This window comes from Spiroplasma endosymbiont of Cantharis nigra (genome assembly GCF_964019925.1).
Classification (GTDB): domain Bacteria; phylum Bacillota_I; class Bacilli_A; order Mycoplasmatales; family Mycoplasmataceae; genus Spiroplasma_A.
This window is the reverse complement of record NZ_OZ026470.1, coordinates 212,855-237,945: the sequence shown is the minus strand read 5'-3', so window position 1 is coordinate 237,945 and position 25,091 is coordinate 212,855. Positions and strand designations below refer to the sequence as shown.

Genomic DNA, 25,091 nt, shown 5'->3' with positions numbered 1-25,091 from the left:
TATTATTATAAAAATATTGACACATTTTCAAATTATAGTATGAGTAATAAACAATTATTTCGCTACATGTTAACAAAAAACTTTGTTCCCCTTTATAATCAATAAATGATTTTTTTATGAAACAACTACTATTAAATATAATGAAGCAAAAACAATTAAGATTAATTAATGGATTATCTTTAAGAAAGGACTCCTTTAAAACACAATGATTTAAGTTAGTTTATAGTATTAGATATACAAGATGAAAACTTAAAAAGAATAAAGAGATTGAAACTAGAAATTTTATTTATAAAATACCAATACATTACTTGCAAGTAAAATTTAGCATCTTTAAAAGATGAAATAATGGAATTATTTCAAACTAAACATTATGACTTTAGTATTACAATTTATTAAAAATTAGAATAAAAAAACTTATACATATAATTTGTATAAGTTCTTTGATTTACTTAAATTTAACTATAAACTATTTATTTCCTCAAGTTTCTTTGAATCAAGCTTCAAACATTCAATTTGCAACAGCATCAAAGTTAATAGCTCATGTCATTAATCCACGAATGTGAATATTGTCATTTTCTAATAAAACATATGCTTTATAAATTGATTCTCTTGTTGCTGCACCTCTACCTGCAGCTTCATTAGTAGCAGCTCCTAAAACAAATTTATTTGTTGGAATTTTTTCATAGAAATCATTTTGAGAACTATATTTTGTTGTTAAATATTTTGTTACTAAGTAGTAGAATTCTCCTCTATACTCACTATCATCATTTGAAATATAAGATTTATTAACTCCTAAATAGTCTTTTTCTTCTTGATCAATAAATGTTCCAAATGCTCATCCATTATAGTATTGAGGATTAATAAAATCATAAATACCATCAAGTCCTTTTAAGAAAGGAATATAACTTCCTTGACTACCAGCTTCTGTATTATATTTTAAGTACGGTAATTCTGGAGCCATTGTTAACATAAATTCTTTACCCTTTGAGTTTTGAATTTTTTTAGCTTCTTTTAAAGCTGAGATTGTAGTTTGTTGACTTTCTCTATCCCCAAGTGCTCCACCTTCTCAATCTATATCAATTCCATCAAAACCATATTCATCCATGTACTTAATAAATGTAGCAGTTAATTGATCAGTTTGATCTTGTCTAAATCTCATTTCTCCACCAGTAGCTCCACCCATTGATAGAATTACTTTTTTACCAGCATTTTGTAAAGATTTAATTCCTTCTTTAATTCTAGTTTTGCTTGTTGGACTAAATGGTTCAAAAGTAGGCATTGCATATGGTTCTCATGTATATAAGAATGAAATATCAATTACATTATATGCAGAATTTAATAATTCATTACTATTTAATAGATCAACTGGATTATTGTGTTGTTCTGCTCCACCTCACTCATATCAGTATCCTACTAATAAAGCGTCATTAGATGGTTTTGGTTTTTCACCATTAGCTTTTAAAGTATAAGTAATTAAAACTTCAGACTCTTCTTTATAAAATTCAGATTTTGCTTTTGCTTTAATTTTTGCTCCAGTTGCAGTAATATTTTTAACTTCAATTTCATTTTTTATTACATTTTTATTTTTGCCATAAACTGCATCCAAGATTGTTGATGTATTTGCGTCATCAAGTTCTCCTAAATCAGTTACTTTTAAGTCATCGGCTAAATCTTTTTTATTTTCAGGTACAACTTCTTCTTGTTTAACTGTAAAGTTAACTTCAACAGAACCTTTATAAATTTTGCTTTCACTAATAGAATTAATAGTTGCACTTGTTTGTGTTATATTTTTAACTTCAATACTTCCTAAGTCTAAGTTTGGGTTTTTTTCTACTAAAGTACTTAGAATTGTAGCTTCTGTATTTTCATTAAGTTCACCCAACTTATTGTTTTCAATAACATTGCTTAATTCTTTGGCCTCTATAACAGTTGTTGAAGTATAGAAATTAATCTCAGTAGATCCTTTATAACTATATGAGTTTTCTTTAGCATTTACTTTTGCTGAGAATTTTTGATATTTATTATTATCACTTAAAATTTCTGTTATATCAGAGATTTCAATTTGATTTGAATCTATACTTCTATTTGAATTGTAAACTAATTCTTTTACTTTTAAATCTTTTAGTTCTTCACCTTCTGCTAATTTAATAGCTGAATTTGTATCAAAGTTTTTATTTTCAATAACTTTACTTAATTCTTCTTTTTCAAATGGTTTAGCATTTTCTGAAATACCATATGAAAGTCATACTTCATCTTTATATTTAGATTTACCTTCCTCATTAGGAATTAAAATTGAGTTATATTGATTAGTACCTTTTAAAGTTAATTTACTAGTATCTAAGTTTGGATTACTTCTTTTAACAGCTTCCATAATTGTTGCTTCTTTTGTATCTGAAACACTACCCAATCATGTTGTTTTAACTTCATTATAAAGTGAAGTTGCTCCTGCTCCTTGACCTGCTGAATTTCCTTTTAAAGTAAAACTAATATAGCATTCATCTTGATATACCTCTGAGTTTTGTTTAGCACTTACTTGTGCTCCTCAATCACTTATTGATCTAACTTCTAACTCACTAGTTTTAATGCCACTATTTTTTTGCTCTAAAGCAGTTAATATATTTCTTTCAGTTTCTTCTTTGTTTGCACCAACACTAATATCACCTAATCAACTGTTTTTTACTACAGAAGAAAGTGCTTTTTTTGAAGAAGATGCATCATTAATTACACTATAAGAAACTGTTGATTGACCTTTATAAAGAGTTGAATCACTCTTTGCTTCAATTGTAGCCCCTCATGAATTAATATTTTTAACTTCTAATTGGTCTGTATTAAGTAAAGGATTAAGTCCTTTTAACTCTTCTTTGATTGTTTTTTCATCATTTTTGTCAATTGTTCCCAATCAAGTATTTGTAATAGCTTCTCATAAATATTGAGAATCTGCTTTTCTATTACCAAAATCAAATTTAACACGAGCTTCTCCAGAATAATCAGCTGCTTTATTTTTGGCAACAAATACTGCATTTCCATTAAATAAATCAACATCTTTTAGTGCTAATTTATCAACATCCACTTTTGGATTATTCTCTTTAAGTGCTTTTTTTAAAATATTCTCACTTACATTGTTAATTTTACCTAAATCCTTCTTTTTGATAATCTTATCAATGTTTTTTGTATTATCTGAAGTTGAATTACAGCTTACAACAGCTGATGATGTTGAAGCAGTAAATGCTATTGCAGATAAAATTGATAATAATTTTTTCATATTTTTACCCCTTTTTTTATTTATACCTATAATAATTATATATTATAATAAAAATATTTTTATTATAATAAAGTATTTTTATAAGCATAAATAATTATGTCCTAAACACTAATAAGCACCTTTTTTCTTCCTTTATTATGAATAAATAGAGATTTTATAAAATAACTATTATTAAATGCTAATAAAATATCTGTAAATAAAACTCAACAATGTTTTAAAGATGAAATACTAGAGTTATTTTAAACTAAATACTTTCCACTTGGATTCCTCATCAATACCGTAGAGCAATATACTCTAATAAAAAACATATTCACAAATTTATGGAATATGTTTTAAAAGTATCCAATTATAATCTATATATAGGTGGCTAGTCCCACAAATAAAACAAGTAAACCTGAACAAAATAAGGCTATTGGCATAAACTTAATAAAAGACTTATTATTACTTTCTAATTTAAAATTAGGATTTTTTTTATGTTTATTTATAAATAAAATTATAAATGAACACATAAATAAAATAGTAGAAATACTTAGAAATATAATTAAACTAATTAACATAATTTAATACCTCCTGTGCATCCAAATTCATACTATATCTTTTAAAATTAAATACATCTTTTAAAATTGCACTTAATTGTTTTTCTAATTCTTTTGTTAGTTTTTTTACGTTTGTAATTAAAATATCATTATCTTGACCTGTACTAAAATTTCTACAAGTAACACTAGTAACTTTTTCACCTTCACATATTTTTTTTAATAAATCTTTTGTTTTTTTTGTATTTAAAGTTGAATTGAAATTTAAATAAAAATATCTATTTAATAAATTCAATATTTTTATTTTTCCTAAATTATATTTAAATAGTTCATTTAATTCCTTATTGTATATATTTAAATCTGAATTTCTCAAATCAATAAAACCAAATTCATTTCCTCTATTTGAATAAAACTGTGATAGCTCAATAAATTTTAAATTATTTGTTTCAAAAAAATTTGCTTTTTTATATCTATCAATTATTATTGGAAAATCAATTAGCTTATATTTATTTTTAAAATAACTAATAAACAATATAAAGTCTTCCTCTGATACAATTTTTGAGTTTTCTGTAAAGTTTATTGCAATAAAGTTTCCCTCTTTTTTTAAATTTTTTATTGCTTCTTCTCCAATAAAAAGTACTTCATAATTTCTTAAGTCCCTTAGAATTAAACAACTTTCTCTAAAAATTTCATTAAAATTATTATCATATGCAATTACCTTATCTCAATCAAAATCAATATAACTAATATGCAAGTAAATCACCTCATGTCTTTTTAGAAAGGTTTTTAACTTTGGTATACGGAAAATTATTTTTTAGATAGTTATAAACACCATAATTAACTTTCATATAAGGATATATTTTTGTTAAATATTCATTTAAAGCTTGTTCAAAACTACTAAAATTTAAAGTTTTACTAATTACTAAATATATGAATATAGTTGAAGCACTTCTACTAACACCAAGTTGACAGTGTGTATAAATTAAATTGTTTTCAATATTTTCGCTGATAAACTTTATTGCTAAGGCAAACTTATAGTCATTAAAATCAGATGGATCATGTGAGTCTAATAAATTCAAAGCTAGTTTATCATCTATTTTTACAAAATAATCATTATAAATAGTATTTTGCTTATTTGCATATTGGTGTTTTAACATATCATAATATATATTACTTATTTTTAATTCCTTATGTTTTGTTTTAAGTTTATTTGAAAATTGATCACCTAGATATAAATTATTTGTAATTTTTATAAAAGGCATTTAGTCTTCAACTCCTAAATATTCTCTAACCATAGTTGCAATATTAGTAACTCTGGGACCATAAATAATTTGCTTTTGATTTCCTATTTCTTTAACTCCATAAGGTTTTGTTTTATTAATTATATCTAAATTAAATTTTTCTTTATCAATTAATGTCACTCTTAATCTTGTAATACAATTTGCCATTATCTTAATATTTTCTTTTCCCCCACATCCATTAATAATATTTAAAATAAACTCTTCATCATATTCTTCTTTTTTATTATTTTTAGGTCTTGCTTTTTCTTCGTTTTTTTCTAAAATGTTTTCTTGTATTTTGGAATTATCTTGTTCACCCATTACAGCTATTTGACCATCTCTTCCTGGTGTATTGTAATTAAATTTTTTTATTAATAGATAAAATGATCCAAAATATATGGCTCCAGCAATTGGTCCTACTATAAATAAACCTCAAACATTTTGAATATTTTTAAAGTTCATTGCATCCACTGCCAGTCACGTAATAATACCACTACCCCTGGTAGAAACTTGTGCAAAGCCACATAAGTACATACTCATATAAGTCATTCCTGTAAAAATTACATGTAATACATATAATACAGGAGCTGTAAATAAAAATGTAAATTCAATTGGCTCGGTAGTTCCAGCTAAAGCTGAAGCTAGCATTGCTGAAATAATTGCTCCACCAGCAACTTTTCTATTCTCTTTTGGAATACACATATACATTGCCATTGAAGCTCCCCCTAAACTAAAGATATTAGTTGGAAACGTTCCATTAACAATCCAAGTATCTTTTGCAGTAATAAAGACACCTTCTCCTAATTTTGCAATAGCAATATTATAAATCCCTTCAATAGCAACGCCTTCACCATTTACTCAAGTTGCACCAACTGAAGTATAATATAAGAAATAATTAATCACTTGGTGTAAGCCAAAGGGAATTAAAGCTCGATTTGCCATTCCATATAAGAGCGGTGCTCCTGCTCCCATATGTTGTCAAGATTCACCAATTGATTTTAAACCTTGATTAATATATATTCAAGCAACCCCTATTGGCATACCAATAAATCATGCTACTAAAGTTGACGCTACTGGTGAAAATCTTGGTCCACCAAAAAATGATAGAAATGCTGGAAATTTTAATTTATAAGTATGCTTATGAATATAATAACCAATCAGTCCTGCAACCATTCCCCCAAAAGCACTATATTGAAATGAAACTACTCCAAATCTTGTAATCAAACCATACTCTTTTGCATTTTTTAACATTTCTGGATAAACAACTTGAAGCATTAAATTTGCAGCAAAGTGCATTGCTGCATATGCCATAATACCTGATAAAGCTGCAGAAACCTTTTCAGATTTTGCAAGTCCAGCAGCTAACCCAATAGCCACTAAAAAGTCAATATTTGTAATTGCTATCATACCAATATTTTTAATAGCATCTAAAGCAATTTTTGTACCACCACTATAAGTTCCCACTTCAGTTGCAATTGCTTGACCTGCATAACCAATTGAACCTATTAAAGCTAAAAGTGGAATAACTGTTACTGGAACTAATATAGCTCTCCCAAATTGTTCTAAACCACTTCGTAAATTAGTAAGAAAACTTTTAAATTTTGCTTTTTTAATCTTTTTATTCATTATTACCTCCCAAATAAATTTTATTCATTTAAAGGTAATTTTCTAATTTAAATAATTTATATTTTTTACATAAAATATAAATTATTTAAATTACTCTTTATTTTTAGTTGCAATTTTTTCTCTCATTTCCAAATGTTTATTACTTGACTTGGAAATAATCATTAATAAAAGTGCATCACATATTAATTGAATTGTATATTTTTCTATTAATGGTGTTGATCTACTATTGTCTGTAAAAAAACTTTTTACAGTGCCATAAATATGTTCATCTAATAAATCATTTGCAAAAGACTCATTTGTACTTATTCCTACAATTCTTAATGGTTTTCTTTCTTTAATCAAATTTAAATATCTAAAAACCTTTGAGTTTTTTCCAGAAATAGTGAAAACAATTACAAGTTTATTTTCCACATCATATATTTGATGATTATATAAAGATGTTTCTAACTTTACTTTAAAATTTAACTCTAATAGATTAAAGAAAAATGGTTCAATAACTTTTGCGGTTTTACCCGTTGCAAAAAAAATAATTTCTGGATTATTACTTGTAATTAAATTTGATAATTCTAAAATTGAATCACTATTAAGAAATTTTTTTATTGAGTTAATATTTTCAATTATCTTGTTGAAATATATATCAATACTTTGCTTATTTATTAATTTATTGTCAACCGAATAGTAAGAATCTTGTAAAATATGCTTTAAATTTTTAAAACCCCCTATTCCTATTTTAGATAAGGTTTTAGTTATTACACTTTCTTGAACATTTAATTGCTTTGAGATATTTTTTATTGAAATATCACTAAAGTTATTTAGATTATCTCTTATGAAATAAATAACTTTTTTCTCTTGAGGAGATAATTCATTTTCCTTCTCTTTGATTAAATTCAATATATTCATCTATAAGTCTCCTCTATCAAATAAATTTATTTTAATTTTATTTGAACAAAAAAAATGTTAATTAATATAAAATAAAAAATAGGCTTTATATTTTTGATTTGAATTATTAAGTATCTAATGTATTTATTTCTTATTTAAGTTTTTTAAACTTATAAATATTTTATATTAATTTAAGAAATATTTTAAATATCCTAATTTTAATATGTTCTTCTAACAAGAAATTTCTACTACTACATAATTTTACAGGGTGCCATAACATAAAGAAACTGGTAAAGTAGTATTTTATTGTTCTACTACTACATAATTTTACAGGGTGCCATAACGTTTTCATTAAATGATTAACAAGAGATGAAGTTCTACTACTACATAATTTTACAGGGTGCCATAACATAAGTATATTACATCTGTTTTTAAAATAAGTTCTACTACTACATAATTTTACAGGGTGCCATAACAACTTTTGTTTTATTATACATCAATAAAAAGTTCTACTACTACATAATTTTACAGGGTGCGCCATAACAGTCCATCCGTTCAGACCATAATGGAGATTGTTCTACTACTAGATAATTTTACAGGGTTCCATAACACCTCTCATTTTATATCTGGATTAGATATTGTTCTACTACTAGATAATTTTACAGGGTGCCATAACAGAACCAGATAAATTAAATTCATCAATAAAGTTCTACTACTACATAATTTTACAGGGTGCCATAACTAAATTGGTGGTTCAACTGGTGGTGTTGCTGTTCTACTACTACATAATTTTACAGGGTGCCATAACTAATAAGATTAGAAATTTGATTTTGATTTGGTTCTACTACTACATAATTTTACAGGGTGCCATAACTATGATATTTTAGAAGATTTAAATAAATTCGTTCTACTACTACATAATTTTACAGGGTGCCATAACCTAATGTCTTTTATCATTTTTCTTTTCTCCGTTCTACTACTACATAATTTTACAGGGTGCCATAACGTCCTCATTTTTTGAGTATGATACAAGATTGTTCTACTACTACATAATTTTACAGGGTGCCATAACTACTTTTTCTAATTCCAACATCTTTTGAGAGTTCTACTACTACATAATTTTACAGGGTGCCATAACCACAAAGCTTTAAGATATAAAGGTTTTATAGTTCTACTACTACATAATTTTACAGGGTGCCATAACCAAGTTGTGTGCGAAGAACATTTTTCAAAAGTTCTACTACTACATAATTTTACAGGGTGCCATAACATTGAATAAAGCATTAATGAAAAAGTAACGGTTCTACTACTACATAATTTTACAGGGTGCCATAACTTGCATTTCTTTTCTTCTTATTAGTGCTTCGTTCTACTACTACATAATTTTACAGGGTGCCATAACATCTCTCTACAAGTCTCTAAGCATATATTTGTTCTACTACTACATAATTTTACAGGGTGCCATAACTTAGTTAAAGGTTTTAAATTACCTTTTCTAGTTCTACTACTACATAATTTTACAGGGTGCCATAACGATTTAGTGCAATGTTTCCAAAAGGTCAAAGTTCTACTACTACATAATTTTACAGGGTGCCATAACTACTCTAATTTTATAATAAAACTCTTCACCGTTCTACTACTACATAATTTTACAGGGTGCCATAACGAATATACAAATTTAATCATAGATCAAGTTGTTCTACTACTACATAATTTTACAGGGTGCCATAACAGACTTATATATCTTTTTAAGATATAAAGAGTTCTACTACTACATAATTTTACAGGGTGCCATAACTCTCTATATTTGTTATTACTGTATATATGTGTTCTACTACTACATAATTTTACAGGGTGCCATAACTAAAGTATTTTCCACTATATTTAGTAATTTGTTCTACTACTACATAATTTTACAGGGTGCCATAACAATTGAATAGATTATTTTCATAACTTTATTGTTCTACTACTACATAATTTTACAGGGTGCCATAACTATATCAATGGGACTTGAGATTTTGAATTTGTTCTACTACTACATAATTTTACAGGGTGCCATAACGGAGTATCTGCATTTTTTGGCAGTGAAGCTGTTCTACTACTACATAATTTTACAGGGTGCCATAACTATTATGATAATAATGGTTTATTTATTTTTGTTCTACTACTACATAATTTTACAGGGTGCCATAACTTAATTTTATTAACTCCTCAAGAGTTTTAAGTTCTACTACTACATAATTTTACAGGGTGCCATAACAAGTGTATATTACATAATTTTAAAAATCTGGTTCTACTACTACATAATTTTACAGGGTGCCATAACATCCCTTGACTGAATAATAATTTTGTAATTGTTCTACTACTACATAATTTTACAGGGTGCCATAACATCCCTTGACTGAATAATAATTTTGTAATTGTTCTACTACTACATAATTTTACAGGGTGCCATAACCTACTGACTTTTTTTTAACAATTACCTTGTGTTCTACTACTACATAATTTTACAGGGTGCCATAACTTATTTGCATAATCAAAGCTGAGATATAGAGTTCTACTACTACATAATTTTACAGGGTGCCATAACAGTTCATTTTTGCTATAATTGTGGGAATTTGTTCTACTACTACATAATTTTACAGGGTGCCATAACGAATTAACTGAAAACAAAAATAAAGCAAGAGTTCTACTACTACATAATTTTACAGGGTGCCATAACCACTACCTGCATTAAATGATGTTAATTTAAGTTCTACTACTACATAATTTTACAGGGTGCCATAACAACCATAATATAAATAACTATTTACAATCTGTTCTACTACTACATAATTTTACAGGGTGCCATAACTAAAAAACTTGATATTGAGTACCCAACTTTGTTCTACTACTACATAATTTTACAGGGTGCCATAACTCACAATTAGGACAAATTCCTACTTTATATGTTCTACTACTACATAATTTTACAGGGTGCCATAACGAATGATTTAGATTTTGAATTCTGTATCATGTTCTACTACTACATAATTTTACAGGGTGCCATAACTTATCTGAATAATCTATAAATCAATCTTTAGTTCTACTACTACATAATTTTACAGGGTGCCATAACGGTTCTTATGAAAACAAAACAAGAATTACAGTTCTACTACTACATAATTTTACAGGGTGCCATAACTACCTTGAAGGTGTTGATAATCCTAATCCAGTTCTACTACTACATAATTTTACAGGGTGCCATAACACTGCAGTATGTGCTAAACAATTAGAAAGAGTTCTACTACTACATAATTTTACAGGGTGCCATAACAGCACTTTTTTAAATAGGTTATTTCAACCTGTTCTACTACTACATAATTTTACAGGGTGCCATAACAGGTTCAAATATACTATCTTGTTCTTTTTCGTTCTACTACTACATAATTTTACAGGGTGCCATAACTTATGAACATGACAAGATTTTTTAGTAGCAGTTCTACTACTACATAATTTTACAGGGTGCCATAACGATATTAAAGAACTATCTTCAATTTTTGCTGTTCTACTACTACATAATTTTACAGGGTGCCATAACTTTCATTCCATTAAATCCATTGTTTTATAAGTTCTACTACTACATAATTTTACAGGGTGCCATAACACATAGGTATATTACCTTTAATTGATAAACGTTCTACTACTACATAATTTTACAGGGTGCCATAACATAGTAATCTATTCAATCTAATAATTCAATGTTCTACTACTACATAATTTTACAGGGTGCCATAACATATAAGTAGTCCTAAGGACAAAGGAGAATGTTCTACTACTACATAATTTTACAGGGTGCCATAACAGATAGGTTGGTATGGATTGTTGGTAATAAGTTCTACTACTACATAATTTTACAGGGTGCCATAACAATGTATGGACGAAGATTGATGCTGATAAAGTTCTACTACTACATAATTTTACAGGGTGCCATAACCCAATAGACCAAGAGAGCTTTAATAAATTAGTTCTACTACTACATAATTTTACAGGGTGCCATAACAGGAAAAGAAACAATATTTTTGCTTAAAGTGTTCTACTACTACATAATTTTACAGGGTGCCATAACATTAACTTTGGTCAAGGTGTATTTGGTGGAGTTCTACTACTACATAATTTTACAGGGTGCCATAACACCGATGATTTGGTTTGGAGATATGAAAGCGTTCTACTACTACATAATTTTACAGGGTGCCATAACAACTAAGTGAGTATTGGTTGCTTCTAATGCGTTCTACTACTACATAATTTTACAGGGTGCCATAACTTAAAGCATTAGAATGATAATATTCTTTTTGTTCTACTACTACATAATTTTACAGGGTGCCATAACAAGAAATTTTAGAAAAACAAAGTAATATAGGTTCTACTACTACATAATTTTACAGGGTGCCATAACCCAATAGACCAAGAGAGCTTTAATAAATTAGTTCTACTACTACATAATTTTACAGGGTGCCATAACCACTACCTGCATTAAATGATGTTAATTTAAGTTCTACTACTACATAATTTTACAGGGTGCCATAACAGGAAAAGAAACAATATTTTTGCTTAAAGTGTTCTACTACTACATAATTTTACAGGGTGCCATAACATTAACTTTGGTCAAGGTGTATTTGGTGGAGTTCTACTACTACATAATTTTACAGGGTGCCATAACAACTAAGTGAGTATTGGTTGCTTCTAATGCGTTCTACTACTACATAATTTTACAGGGTGCCATAACTTAAAGCATTAGAATGATAATATTCTTTTTGTTCTACTACTACATAATTTTACAGGGTGCCATAACAATGCATAGACGAAGATTGATGCTGATAAAGTTCTACTACTACATAATTTTACAGGGTGCCATAACGATTATGACGAGCAAGTATTTTGCCAAAACGTTCTACTACTACATAATTTTACAGGGTGCCATAACGGTGGATGCTGTATTGTTGTCATGATTGAGGTTCTACTACTACATAATTTTACAGGGTGCCATAACAAAGTCTGATTAACCTCATCTCTTTTCTGCGTTCTACTACTACATAATTTTACAGGGTGCCATAACAAACAACCTAAATCTATACCTTTAATATCTGTTCTACTACTACATAATTTTACAGGGTGCCATAACTGCTGTTAATGGAATTGTTAATGCTGGAAGGTTCTACTACTACATAATTTTACAGGGTGCCATAACTCTATGTATTGTTTTATGCATACCCTATTAGTTCTACTACTACATAATTTTACAGGGTGCCATAACTACGTATTATTTGTGTAATTATGTATATTCGTTCTACTACTACATAATTTTACAGGGTGCCATAACAGAGAGAATCCTGACCTTGTAGAGAATCCTGTTCTACTACTACATAATTTTACAGGGTGCCATAACATTCCAACTCAGAAGTAACCTTCTCATTTTGTTCTACTACTACATAATTTTACAGGGTGCCATAACATATTTACATAATCAAAGTTGGAATATAGAGTTCTACTACTACATAATTTTACAGGGTGCCATAACACTCCAACTCAGAAGTAACCTTCTCATTTTGTTCTACTACTACATAATTTTACAGGGTGCCATAACTTCTCTGGTATTTCAAACAAGTGAGAATATGTTCTACTACTACATAATTTTACAGGGTGCCATAACGAATTAAGGAGTAATTAATTTAGATTAATTGTTCTACTACTACATAATTTTACAGGGTGCCATAACATATCAACATTTGACAACAACAAATACTCAGTTCTACTACTACATAATTTTACAGGGTGCCATAACACTTAACATACTTTTCCATTACATTCTATGGTTCTACTACTACATAATTTTACAGGGTGCCATAACAATATTAATAATTGCTGTATTTAATTTATTGTTCTACTACTACATAATTTTACAGGGTGCCATAACAGTGGAAATATGATAACTTTTTATTCAACTGTTCTACTACTACATAATTTTACAGGGTGCCATAACATCATTATCTGGGTCTAATTCATTAGTAGCGTTCTACTACTACATAATTTTACAGGGTGCCATAACTCGTGCTGGTAGAGCATTAATTGATTTTTCGTTCTACTACTACATAATTTTACAGGGTGCCATAACCTCCAATATCAAATGCAAATGTACTCTTACGTTCTACTACTACATAATTTTACAGGGTGCCATAACGTGTAATAAAAATCAATCGCTTTCATTAACGTTCTACTACTACATAATTTTACAGGGTGCCATAACAGCTTTTCAATGAGTAAAAATCATAAAAGCGTTCTACTACTACATAATTTTACAGGGTGCCATAACGTTCTCATTTTTTGAGTATGATACAAAATTGTTCTACTACTACATAATTTTACAGGGTGCCATAACTGGTTATGGATTACAACCAGTATATTGGTGGTTCTACTACTACATAATTTTACAGGGTGCCATAACTTGATTTTTTTATCTTCTGGTTTTTTTAAAGTTCTACTACTACATAATTTTACAGGGTGCCATAACTTATAAAAATAAAACTTTTAATTTAGAATTGTTCTACTACTACATAATTTTACAGGGTGCCATAACTTATAAAAAATATATAGACGAAAGAATAAAGTTCTACTACTACATAATTTTACAGGGTGCCATAACCTCAAATCAAGTGTTTTTTCATAAAAGTTTAAATTTTATCTATTAAATATAGCTTCCAATATTTCCATCTCTTTTATATTAAAAATTAGAGACATTTTATTAGTATATTCCTTATATAAAAAAACATTGTTATCTATTAATTTAAATAGCAACGTACTTATATACTCCAAAAAAATATTTTGATTACTTATATCAGAATAGAGTATATATTCTTCAATATTATCTATAATATCTGAGATATCAATTATCTTTGACATACATATTTTAATATTCTTTACTAATTCTAAATCAAAAGTATGAAGTCTATCTGTAACTATTATGAAATTATTTAACATACTAATATTTTGAATAAAACTTTCTTCTTCTTCAATAAATAATCCTTCAAAAGGATTATTAAAGAAGTAGAGATAATCTTTATTATTTAATTGTCCAAGCAATTTTAATATTTCCAAGTAAATTTGCTTCAAAGTTTTTTGATTTAATTTATTATTAATAATTTCATTCTCATTTATAAAATTTAGATATACATTATCTACCAAATAATTCACTAAAAAATCATTTACTCCTATTTCAACATTTAATTTAGATACTTTTTCTAAATTTACTTTTAATGTATTAATACCTGTTAATTCTGTTAAATCAAGAGTATGAATTATTGATAGTAAAATCTTTAAATTTTCATTTTCAAATAAATCATTATTTAAAACTAATGCTATTAATTCTTTAAATATACTTTTGTTATTATTTTGTATATCCTTGTAAAAATCAAGATAACTAGGAATTTTAAATATTTTATGAGTTGTTTTGTTGATAATTATATCATTATCTTCAAATAGTATTTTATATTCATTCGTATCTAACTTACTATTTGTAATATTTTCAAATATATTTCAGAGATGATTATTTAAATCTTGATCATTTAATATAAAGATATTTTTATTTTGTAGATTAAATTTTATATCATTATAATTGTTAATTTTAATTTTCATTAGAGTTCTAAAAACCTCCTTAAATCAATTAATAACTCTTGTTTGCTTTTTTTTCCTCTTAAAATATTTATTTTTTGATATTGTTTTTCTGTAATAGCTAAAAGTCTGATATTACCAAAAGACGGCAATATTTTTTCTATTCTTTTAGCAGCATATCTAGCTGAATCATCATTAGGACACATTTTTGTATAAATTGAAAATTGCATCATTTGAAAACCTTCACTAAGTAAATTATTTCTAAAGCGATTATAATCTCTTATATTATTTTTTGAATCAAAAGGTAAATCATAAAAAACCATTAATCTCATAAATCTATAGTTCATAGTATTCAACTGATGATACTAATGGATAAATAAAATTTTGAAAGTCGTTTTTTTCAAAGTGATTTATTACCTTATCAACATATTCATTAATTGCTTGAGTTAAGTATACCTTTTTTGAGTTAAAAATAATTTGTGAATTTAATAAGTTAATTAAACCTATTTTGTCATTTCTAGAAAAATAATCATTTTGAGTAATATTAAGATAAACAAAGTCATCAACAATTGGTCTAAAAGGCTCCATTAAATCATCTGCCAAAGCAAATGAATTATATTTATTGTGATGAAAAAGCGATATTGTCGGATGCAATCCCTTTGATACAATTGCTCTGCAAAAAGCTGATCTCAATATAATATATCCAAAATTTAATGCACTATTTATATGATTTTCATCATCTCTCTTAAAATTATTTCCAAATAAAGTATTAAAATAGATTTTTGCAGCATGTGCTTCTCTATTTGTTGGATCTCCTTTTTTAATCTCATCAATATAATTAAAAATGATTTGTCATCTATCTTTTGGCTTATTATTCTTCTTCAATATATCAATTTGTGATTCCAATTTACTTTTTACAATATAAGTTCAAAATATTAATTTTTGATTATTAGTTCAATTTAATTGATCTCTAATTATTTTTTGTTGCTGAAAATTTCCTTTATATGGTTGCATAATACAAGCAGGCATTAAATTTTCATCACAAATAATTGTTAAAATTTTATATTCAGCCAATTTTGCTAATATTCTAGTTGTAATGTTTGTTTTGTAATTTTCATAAATTACAACATTAATATCTCCTAATGGAATTTGTAAATTATTATTAATTTGTTTAACTACTAAATTATTTAAAAAAAGACTAGTACTTTCACCATTCTTTATAACAATAATTTTTCAGGACATTTAAATATCCCCCTTTCTTATTTTAAAATAAAAAAAGAGGGTTAAAAACCCTCGTGTCCGGCATTAAAGCCTTATATATGACAGTCCTGTAAAATTATGTAGTAGTAGAACTTTTTTCATATACATATTTATAATAACATAAATTTTTTAATTATTTAAAAATTTTCATTTTTGTTTTTGTAATATTTGAATTTATTTTAATAAGATTTTTAACCTTACTAATTGATTTTCTTTCACTTTTTTCATTGAATCTATTAATATATTTTAATTCCATCCTTTCTTTGTTTAAATCAAATCCCACAATAATAAATCTCTCATGAACCCCATCATAATCAAATTCAATTTCATCATATTTTTTTAGTCTGAATAGATATTGAAAGTCCTTAGTAATTTTTATATCTTGTTTACATTTCTTATAGTTTTCTTCATTAATTACTATATCCCTTTTATCATTAGAAATAAAATTAAAATAGGCAACTTTTGCATTAATTGGCAATATTTTATATTTATTAATGTGCTTATTATAAAATAAATCTCAAGCTAACGAGTTCATTGAGGTCATAATAACTTTTTTATCTTTTTTAATGTTTTTATACTTATGACTTATATCATAATATATCTCAGCACCCTGTAAGTACGTAATCTTTGTAATTTCTGGTCTTTTTTCTTCATTAGACTGTTTTTCTATTTTTTTACCCAAAATATCTCTATAATAGACAAATGGGTTTGTAATTTTATGTTCCTTATTATTTTCATCTTTTCAAGTTTTATTATAATACTCATTAAAAATCTCTTTTAAGTATGAAAAAGTTTTTTTATCATTTTGATACATTAAAACATTTTCAAAATTTTTATTTAAATGTTTATCAAGTTGTTGACCATTTGATTCAAAAAGGTCAAATTTACGTTTCTTATAAACTTTATTATCTATAACTTTTGCTGAGTAAATAGTTTCATCAAATAAATTTAAGTTAGTTCTACCTAAAGTTTTCTTAGAAAACTTATAATCAAAATTATCAATTTTGCTACCTAATACTGCATATTCGCTTTTCAATTTATCATAGTCTAATTCAATTGATTCTTCTTGGTCTTTTAAATTAGGTTCTAAAATATCCAAAATATTTTTAGATTTACTTAATTTAATTAAAGAAGATAAAGCTATAATAGTTGCATCAATTCCATGATGTTTAAATTGATTTCTATCTTTTTGAATATAAAAGACTTTATTTCTCAAATATGCAGTAAATTTACCATTAATAACTTTAATTTTTCACTCTTTTTTTAGTTCTTTTTTGAAAAAATTTAAATAGTTTTTAACCTCAACTGTTGCATATCTTGTATCATTTAAATTTCTACTAATAAATTTTTGTTGTGCTGCAAAAGTATTTAAATCATCTTCAAGAAATAAATTTTCATATACTTTAGTAAAAAAGTACTTTGATTTATTTTTAGAAAGATAAGTAGTTAAACATCTCATCTTGAACTCTTCTCAATTTCTCCCTATTTTTCTAAAATATTCATAAGGTGTCATTTGACCTTTATTTTGGTTTTCTTCTCTAAGACATAAAACTTTATTTGTACGTGAGTCATCGAAAGACTTTGATAGAGGAATTATATGATCAATCTCACAATAGTTTTCATCAGTTTTTAATCTATCAATATCAATAGTTTTACCAGAATAAATGCACTTATTATCTTGTTCATTTAGAAGCATAAATTTTAGTAAAGTATTTTTTGATGGTCCTTTAAAACTACTAGAATTAGAAGATGAGAAATCTAAACCATAGGCACTATTAACTATTTTTTTATTATCTTCATTTTCTTTATTAATTCTAGTTTTAAATAGACGAATATCTTCTGAATTTTTTTCACGAGCTAATTCAATAACAATATTTTTAATCTCAATATTTTTATAATTTTTCTCTATTTCTTTAATTAAATTTAGAGTTTGAATAAAAGACCTTTTAACCACTGGAGAAATATACATTTCACTAATTTTTTTTCTAAATACAGGAATAGTTTTTAAATTAGTAAATGCTAGTTTAGAGAATTTATAATCTGGTTTCATTCCCAAATCTTTAAAAACTTCCATTTGCTCTTTATTTTCAGTTCAAGTATGTTCAATTACTTTATTCATTGTTTTAATTGATAAAGAATGTGTCCCTGTTAATGAAATTTCTCCAATTAACTCACATTGTCTTTTTGTCAAAAAATGCGATAGTGATTTTACTAATTCTTCGACTCTATTATCAATAGATTGATATTTAGTTAAAATTTCACAAATTTTGTCAATTTCATTTATATTTTTTAATGATAAAAAACTATAATCTTCATTATCAACTAATAATTTTCTTCTAATTTTGTTAATAGATTCAAATTCTGTAAAAATTGGTTCATCCTTAGTGTTTATTCTATAGCCCTTAATTGTATTTGAATCTACTTGTAAGAATTTAGCAATCTCTTTTAAACTAATGTTTTTTGCTTTTTTGCTATCATGATTAATAGCACTTTCAATAATATACTCTTTTTGTTCTCTTGATAAACCTTCTTCTAATGATTCAATTTTTAGATTATTTAAATCATTTAATATATTAAATAAGTAACTTGTTAAACAATGTTTTGGAGCTCTAAGTTCATTATTATCATAAGTGTCTTTTCCAGCTAGTCTATCAAAAAAATCTATCTCATCTTTTCAACCATAGGGGCTTAAAATATTATTTTTCTTATTTTGATATCCTGGTCCATCATAGTAATTTCTTTTTCTATTATAAATTTTAAAAAATTCTTCTTTTAAATTTTCTAAACTTTTATCAAAACTTATTTGCTTATCGAAAATTAAATTTATTTCCTCAATATATCATTCATGATTTATTAAAGAGTTTTCATCATTTTTAATTTTTTCTCCCCTATATTTATTATATTTTTCCTTAAAAGATAAGTGGAGCTCAATTGGCGATAACTTTTTTGATGAAATATCTTCAATAGATATTTCATCATCACTAATTTTTTTAATTTCTTGTAAATCATCTTTAAAATTAAAACTACCTCGATGTTTAAGGTAATTAAAAAGTATTAACATTAACTCATCTTTACTAATTTGTTCTACTAATGCTTTTTTTCTGATTTCTAGATAGTCAATATTTCTATCAATTTTATAAAAATCTTCAGTACTATTAATTAAATTTAGCTCCTTAAATTTAATTAATAAGTCTCTTTTTCTCAAATTTCTTCTTCTTAACATACGTCTTCTTGACCTTATTGCTCTTCTATCAGAGCTTGATGTTGTTGAAGAGTTTGAATTATTTGCTTCTTCGAATAGATAAATTCCTGCATCAATAATTTCCTTAGTATCTATCTCAACTATTGATCAACCTAAAGAAGCAATTCCTAAATCTAATCCTATATTTACTTTTTTCATATTTTTTCCCCTTTTATATGCATTTAAAGAAGTCCATATATATAAATTGAAAAAGAGATAATTTATATATTATGACTTATTTAATTTTCTTAAAATTTCTTTCCATTAAAATTATAAATCAAATTCTTAGTTTTTTTATAATTTTAATGGATTATAGAATTGGAATTTATGAGTAATAAGCGAATATGTCCCTACATATTAAAAAGCGACTTTATCCTCCTTTATAATCAATAAATGGAGGTTTTATGAAGAATCTACTATTAAATACCATGAGACAAGAGCATCTAAGATTAATTAAGCAATTTTCTTTAAGACAAGACTCTATTAAAAATACAGCCTTTAAATTAGGTTATAGTATTAGATACAAAAGAAGAAAACTTAAAGAATATCAAGAGATTGGAGCTCATAAAAATACCAATAAAATACCTGTTAATAAACTTCAACAATTATTTAAAGATCAAATAATAGACTTATTTCAGCTAAATATTATGACCTTATCATTAAAAATTATTGAAAATTAAACTGAGAAAGTAAAATTTGTTACTCTGTAAATAGATATATATTAATAAAGAAAAATATTTTAATTAAAACTATAAAAAATGAAAACAAAAAAAAGATATCAGTAGAAATTTAAAGCCATTGAACCAAGAAAATTTCAAACACGAGTATCTTTAAAAATTAAATATAACAAATAGACCCCAACCCTACAAGATGAAAATTTTCTAAAGTTAGGAAAATATAGCAAAATATACTTTAAATTCTAAAATTATTATAATAGTTGCAAAATAAACTCTACATTTTTTGTAGTATCTCTAATATTTTATCAATTATAATACTTCTATTTTTGTTATTTATAGAACTATATCAATTTGTTGAAACAATTCTTTTAATTTCTCATCCTCTAACCTTTAAAAAATTAAAAAAATTAAATTGCTCTCTTATTTCTTCTTCATTAAGAAATTTTTCAAATTCATCAAGCATTATACCAAGACAATATTCATTTGATAAATTATTTTTAATAACTAAGTTTATTTCATGCTTATCAACTTTTAAATTCTTTATAACTGAATAATGATCTGGCAAATTTCTTGATATTTCTTCAAATACATCATTTAAAAAGATATTGGTTATTTTTTCATTCTTATAGTTAATAACATTTGAAAGATCTAATGAGTTATCAATATTTTGTAGTCTTTCAACATACTCAAGAAATTCCTTAAATAAAGTAGAACTAGGATGTTTAGTAGTTATTATATTTGAATTAATTGATTTTATAACAATCATTTTTTCTTTAGCTCTTGAAATAGCTACATTAAGTCTTCTTTCTCCACCATTTTGTCCAATTGGACCAAATCTATTTGAAAAAACACCATTTGTATCCATGGCAAAACCTATAGAGAAAATTATTATATCTCTCTCATCTCCTTGAACATTTTCAATGTTTTTAATAAACAAATATTCATCAGAGTTTTTAGGATTAATAAGCTGTGCTAGTTTTTCATTATTATAGGCTATTTCCTCTAATTTATTTTCAATTAATTCTTGTTGTTTTTGATTAAAAGTGATTACCCCTATACTTTTGCCAATTAAATTTGAGTATTTATTGTTTATTAAATCCAAAATAACTGAAATAACCTTATTAGCTTCAACTATATTTTTCTGATTTTCTCAAACTCCAGAGACAAAAAATACTTCTATAGGTAATTTATAATTTTCAGGTTGATCCACAACTACTAATTCATTATTATAAAATTTTTTATTAGAAAAATTAATTAACTCCTTGAATTTACTTCTATAATGATATTTCAACATAAAATTTTCAAAACGAGGTTTTGAGAAATCTAATAAACTTTCATTTTGAAGTGCATCAACTATTTCTCCTTCTTCATGATTTTCTACGTTTTCCTCTAATAAATCATAATCATCATAATTTTTTGCCTTAAAAAAGCTAGTTGGTGGTAATTGTTTATCATCTCCAGAAACAATAAATTTTTTACTTCTATACATAACAGGTATAGCTTTTTCGGTAAAAATTTGTGATGCTTCATCAAATATTGCAAAGTCAAATTCTGCTTTATTAAGTGGAATTACAGAATTATTAGATATTTCTTCAGGAGAAGAAATAAATATTGGGAAGATAATTTTTAAAATTGGAAGATAATTTTTAAAGTATGTAGATTTTCTAACGGTTACCTTAACAGAATCTATTTTCTTAATTAATTGTCGAAACATAGTAGAATATGGATTAGAATTCGGATATAAAAGTTTATTTTTAATATTTTCTAAATGTTCAAAAAATATTTCATTTTCTCCACCCTCAGATATTTTTTGATAATAATTCAACATTTTTTCCATATATGTATCTTTAATAATTTTAATTTGATTTTCATTGACTCTTTCATAAATTAGAGCTCATATATGATTAATTTTTTTATAATTTAAATCTTCTGAATAAAACTGATATAATTCCTGATTATCTTTAATATTTCTTATAAAATCTTTAAATAAATTTGAATCTATAAAATTATTTTCCGAATCTATTTCACTTAGAATTAAATATATTTTTTTAATATCTTCTAATGTTAAAAAATCTTGATATATATTAAAATAAATATTATTAGATTTAAGTTGGTTAAAAATTATTTTTTGAGTATTGATATTTTCATCAGAGTATGAATTTAGTGTTTCATAAGTTATTTTTGTTATATTAAAAAATTCAAAATCATTTAATTGAAAAAAAATTTTTTTATTTTTTGGTTCTGTTATTAGCCTCAATATTTTCTTTGTTTGATTCGCATTAGTTATTAATAAGGAAAATTGATTTAAAAAGTTAAGACTTCCCTTTTTTCACTTTTTAAATTTAAAATATTGAGATAACTTAATTTTATATGTATCTACTTTATTATTAATTCTGTTATACAATAACTTACTATTTTTTATCATTTTATTTTGTTTCAGTAAATCTATATAACTTTCATCAATAATATTTTCAAAATTATCATTTATATGTTCAATAAATTTAAATATACTATTGTTTTTTTCCATATCTTTATGAGAAGTGATTAAATCAAAATATAAATTTAAATCTTCCGGTTTGAACTCTGATAAAAAGTGCATAATTGTTTCTATTTCTGTAAAGTTTTCAAAAAACTTCTCATATTTTAATACATCGAGAAAGCTATTTTTATAATTTTTTAATTCTTTTTCATTAACAACACTCAAATCTTCAATAAAATTAAATAATTGATTATCTTTTTTGAAAATAAAAAATTTTTCTCTATATTTAAAATATTCACTATCATTATTAAAATTATTATTTATATAACATAAGAATGTAAACATTTCTTTAGCTAAATCTACACCACTTAAATTATTTAAAGATTTATCAATTATATCAAATAGTTTTTTAGCATATTTTAAACTGCAGTTTAGATATCTATCTATCAAAACTTGATTTTCCTTAATATTAATTGTTTTTACTATATTTAAATATTTTAAGGATTGTTGCATAGAAATAAAATTTTTATATGATTTTATTTCTTCAAAAATGGTCTCAATATTTTTAATTAAATCACTTTGACTATCCCTACTTGCCTTTATACGATTAAATTCTGAACTTGATCCTCTAATATAATTTGCCACTATATTAACAGTTGCTTTAATTTTTGTGTGAAAACTTTGATTATTTTCTTTTGCATATAACTTAAGAGCGAAATTATTTAATTTACCCATTCTATCATATACAACCTCAGATGCTACTTGCTTTTCAGTTATAAATAAAGTTTTATTTTTAGAATAAATTAAATTTGCTAATATATTTGTTATAGCTTGAGATTTCCCAGTTCCTGGAGGTCCTCAAATATATGATGATTTCTTAATAGAGTTTGCCACAGCAATTTTCTGAGAGTTATCTAAGTATGAAATTAATTTAATATTTTCATCTTTATATTCATTTTTTACATTACTTAATCAATCATACTCTGTTTTTACTAAATCATTTATAAATTCTAAATCTCCTTTTTCTTCAATTATATTATAAGCACCCAATATTGATGATGAAGCTACATCATACATACCAAAACTAATTATATTATTTAATGTTATAGTTGAATCCTCATAATCTATTTTTTTACTATTAGAATTTTTTCTTGGTTTTTCTAATGAGGAGTGAAGTAAACTATCATTGTAAGGATTTTTAAATTTATTTACTGAGATAGATTTAATTAAATTTTCTATATAATCATTTGTTAATATTGAATTATTATCTTCAAGTTCTCTAAAATCATATTCAATATTGTTACTTGTTGCAATTATAGAAAGTATGGAATTATTTAATACTGGGTCACCAATTTTTATTTCTAAGTTTGATCCAACTAATGAAATATCAATATCTCAAATATATAAAGGAGCTCTAAAAATTTCTTCCTTCCCCGATGAAAGCTTACCTGTAATATAAGGATATCCAATTCCCAATCCCTTTATATTTTTTTGCTCAATTTGCAGTCTGCTTTTTTTATCAATTTTTTTAAATCTTGATAATAGATTATTAGATTTTTTAGTTTTTATTTTAATAATTTCCTTTTTCTTATCGTCTGATTTTAAAAAGTTTATAATTTCATTTCTTGTATTGATAATATCTTCAATTTTCTTTGTATTAGACGAAATAAAATTTCTTATTTTTGCTTCTTCTGTTTGTATAAGTTCTTCAACAGTAAAAATTTTATTTTCATGTAAAAGCTTTACTGTTGTTATATTAAAACTTAACTCTTCAATTGTTTGACTTCTGTGCTCATTTACGAGTTCCAAGATTTTATTATCAATATCCTTCAAATTCAAATCAGAGAAATCAATTTTTATATTCCTTTTTAAAAACATCTTTAATATATCCTCTTTTAGATTAAGAACTTTTAATATATCATTTAAATCAATTGAGTTTTGGGTTTCTAAAAAAGAATTATAAAATAATGTACCCGATTTATTTGTTTTAATTAATCTTATTTTAAACTTTTTAATAATATCTATATTCTTCATAATATTTCCTTTTTATTTTAAAAATAGCTTTATAAGCCTAATTTAAAATTTACTTTTTAAACTGCAAAAAATAAAAATATAGATATTATTAAAAACATATTCCCTAAGAACAAGTACCTTTTTAAAACCCTTACTTAATAAAATTTGCACAATTTAATTAATTCATAAAATAT

General features: G+C 25.2%; 12 protein-coding genes and 1 CRISPR repeat array. Of the genes, 2 read left to right on the top strand and 10 right to left on the bottom strand.

Features of this window, described 5'->3' with window-relative positions; genetic code table 4:
• The first annotated feature begins 116 nt into the window (after nucleotides 1-116).
• Nucleotides 117-365: a hypothetical protein gene (locus AACL04_RS01025; protein WP_339030599.1), complete on the top strand. Its 249-nt coding sequence runs from the start codon at nucleotides 117-119 to the stop codon at nucleotides 363-365.
• A 101-nt stretch (nucleotides 366-466) separates the two neighbouring features.
• On the opposite strand, the gene AACL04_RS01020 is transcribed toward AACL04_RS01025, so the two are convergent.
• The 9 genes from AACL04_RS01020 to cas9 form a co-directional block, all read right to left on the bottom strand.
• Nucleotides 467-3,262: a glycosyl hydrolase family 18 protein gene (locus tag AACL04_RS01020; RefSeq protein ID WP_339030596.1), complete on the bottom strand. Its 2,796-nt coding sequence runs from the start codon at nucleotides 3,260-3,262 to the stop codon at nucleotides 467-469.
• Between the two features lie 546 nt (nucleotides 3,263-3,808).
• Complete coding sequence (locus tag AACL04_RS01015; protein WP_339030594.1) at nucleotides 3,809-4,549, bottom strand: hypothetical protein; 741 nt, start codon at nucleotides 4,547-4,549, stop codon at nucleotides 3,809-3,811.
• Nucleotides 4,539-5,057: a dual specificity protein phosphatase family protein gene (locus tag AACL04_RS01010; RefSeq protein WP_339030591.1), complete on the bottom strand. Its 519-nt coding sequence runs from the start codon at nucleotides 5,055-5,057 to the stop codon at nucleotides 4,539-4,541. Before AACL04_RS01010 ends, AACL04_RS01015 begins: the two co-directional genes overlap by 11 nt.
• On the bottom strand, nucleotides 5,058-6,701 hold the full coding sequence (locus AACL04_RS01005; RefSeq protein WP_339030589.1) for a PTS transporter subunit EIIC: 1,644 nt from the start codon (nucleotides 6,699-6,701) through the stop codon (nucleotides 5,058-5,060).
• Nucleotides 6,702-6,791: 90 nt separating this feature from the next.
• On the bottom strand, nucleotides 6,792-7,601 hold the full coding sequence (locus AACL04_RS01000; RefSeq protein ID WP_339030586.1) for a hypothetical protein: 810 nt from the start codon (nucleotides 7,599-7,601) through the stop codon (nucleotides 6,792-6,794).
• A gap of 221 nt (nucleotides 7,602-7,822) precedes the next feature.
• Nucleotides 7,823-14,262: direct repeats of the CRISPR family, unit length 36 nt; unit sequence GTTCTACTACTACATAATTTTACAGGGTGCCATAAC.
• A 35-nt stretch (nucleotides 14,263-14,297) separates the two neighbouring features.
• Nucleotides 14,298-15,251: a hypothetical protein gene (locus AACL04_RS00995; protein WP_339030584.1), complete on the bottom strand. Its 954-nt coding sequence runs from the start codon at nucleotides 15,249-15,251 to the stop codon at nucleotides 14,298-14,300.
• Nucleotides 15,251-15,574: a CRISPR-associated endonuclease Cas2 gene (cas2, locus tag AACL04_RS00990; RefSeq protein WP_339030582.1), complete on the bottom strand. Its 324-nt coding sequence runs from the start codon at nucleotides 15,572-15,574 to the stop codon at nucleotides 15,251-15,253. Before cas2 ends, AACL04_RS00995 begins: the two co-directional genes overlap by 1 nt.
• Entirely contained in the window at nucleotides 15,564-16,469 is a 906-nt protein-coding gene (gene cas1 / locus AACL04_RS00985; protein WP_339030581.1) for a type II CRISPR-associated endonuclease Cas1, read from the bottom strand. Before cas1 ends, cas2 begins: the two co-directional genes overlap by 11 nt.
• Before the next feature lie 151 nt (nucleotides 16,470-16,620).
• A complete protein-coding gene (gene cas9 / locus AACL04_RS00980; RefSeq protein ID WP_339030580.1) occupies nucleotides 16,621-19,887 on the bottom strand; it encodes a type II CRISPR RNA-guided endonuclease Cas9 in 3,267 nt (1,088 codons plus the stop codon).
• Nucleotides 19,888-20,132: 245 nt separating this feature from the next.
• Here cas9 and AACL04_RS00975 point away from each other — a divergent pair, with 245 nt between their 5' ends.
• The gene (locus tag AACL04_RS00975) at nucleotides 20,133-20,408 is read left to right on the top strand and encodes a hypothetical protein (RefSeq protein WP_339030579.1); all 276 of its coding nucleotides are present in this window, start codon (nucleotides 20,133-20,135) and stop codon (nucleotides 20,406-20,408) included.
• A 271-nt stretch (nucleotides 20,409-20,679) separates the two neighbouring features.
• Here AACL04_RS00975 and AACL04_RS00970 read toward each other — a convergent pair whose 3' ends face one another.
• A complete protein-coding gene (locus AACL04_RS00970; RefSeq protein ID WP_339030577.1) occupies nucleotides 20,680-24,918 on the bottom strand; it encodes an AAA domain-containing protein in 4,239 nt (1,412 codons plus the stop codon).
• Between the last annotated feature and the right edge of the window lie 173 nt (nucleotides 24,919-25,091).